The sequence below is a fragment of the uncultured Marixanthomonas sp. genome, assembly GCF_963974425.1.
Lineage (GTDB): Bacteria > Bacteroidota > Bacteroidia > Flavobacteriales > Flavobacteriaceae > Marixanthomonas.
Genome location: NZ_CAXBCK010000086.1, coordinates 1 through 1602 on the forward strand (window position 1 = coordinate 1; position 1602 = coordinate 1602).

Annotated in this window: 1 protein-coding gene; it reads left to right on the plus strand. The window is 36.4% G+C overall.

Annotated features, from left to right (window positions below; all coding sequences use genetic code 11):
• Positions 1–1138: 1138 nt before the first annotated feature.
• Positions 1139–1579 (plus strand): hypothetical protein, encoded by a 441-nt coding sequence (locus tag AACZ92_RS16185; protein WP_093978510.1) that lies wholly within the window; start codon positions 1139–1141, stop codon positions 1577–1579.
• Positions 1580–1602 lie beyond the last annotated feature (23 nt).

Consider the following 1602-nt stretch of genomic DNA (forward strand, 5'->3'; position numbering starts at 1 on the left):
TGGACTTAAAATCCAATGGACATTAGTCCGTGCGGGTTCAAGTCCCGCCTCGAGTACAAAGGAAAAGCCAGCTTTTATAAAGCTGGCTTTTTTTATTCAGGTACAACATAGGTACAACAAATTAATTTTTCGGGTGTATAGGTTTCAAGTTGGACTTTTTGATCTCAAATGTTTACAATTGAATTCAATTTTAACTTATGGTTCGGGACACAAACCAAATCAAACTACAAATCAACACAAATACACTATAACTTACATTTTTACTGATTATTGATTTCACTTCAGAAATATTAAACTTCAAAAAAAGTGAGCCGTTTATCCGAAGTGATCGGGGCAAAAAGGTGGACACATAAATAGGCGATGAAGTTGAAAATAGCCTTGCACTTTTAAAATGACAAAAAGCTATCATGGACAGATATTTTAAATACGATAAACCTTGCACTGCCATTTGATATGCCAGTGAATTAAAGGCATTCCCAAAAATGAAAGAAGAAAAGGATTTGCGGCTGAACGGAATTACCGTCGCCCGTCTGACCAATTTTCATATTAAACATGACAAACAAACTATCAAGGAAGTATTTAAAATTCTGTCGTCTACTCCCATAAGTACATCCTTGAACCATCCAAATCTATCACCGTAGTGCTTTTTATTTTGCATATTATTTTTTACTCTCTAAAAATTCAACGGCTAGCTTTTCCAGGTTTTGCAATCTGGTATAGCAATAAAAAATTCCTACAGGCGTTACCAAGCAATTTTACCAACGAACATTTTACGATTGCCTATGCATCGTTAATAACGACTCTCGATTCTTTAGCGGTGGTGTTCCTGAAATTTTCATGGAATGTTCTATCTCAAATAATTAAAGACCACTTACTATAATCCTATTCCCAGAAGCGGTAGAGTTCCCTCACCTGTTACTTGTGCACTTCTGGATACAATTATTCATATATTTATCAAAAGTAATCGTAAATATGTTACTCAGCTTATTCATTTCTCAGTATGATTTTTTGGCCCCAAAGCATTTAACCAAGCAGAGAAATAGGAAACGCTAAAAGATATAAACTATTACGCTTAACTTTTTACTACAGCACAATTGTCCTATTGTTACCAAAGATAATTTTCATACTTTTGTAGTTGATGCAAAAACCAAATAAAATATCGGCATTTTTCTTTTTGGGCTTGTTTAGCCTAATGGTGCTGCATCAGGCATTTCCACATTTGCATCATCAGCACGAGGAAACGCATTCCCATTCAGATATTGCCCATACTGGCGAACACCATCATCACGATGACAGTTCTCACGAGAAAGAAGAATCCCCATACGGTTTCTTTGGGTTCTTTATGGATATGCACGTCCATTCCACGGTATCCAGCGATATTGTTGTACTTAAAAGGAATACCGTTGAGCGGCAGACTATCGTAGATGATAATGTGGTAAAACCTACATCTGATTTTCAGGAATTTTATGTCGTTGATAGTAGGCAAAACTCTAAACCGCCAATTTATCATTCACCCAACAATCATTTTAGTCCTTACCTCTCATCCCTCGATTTACGGGGCCCACCATCTTTAGGTTAATCGTTTAGGAATACCTACCGCTA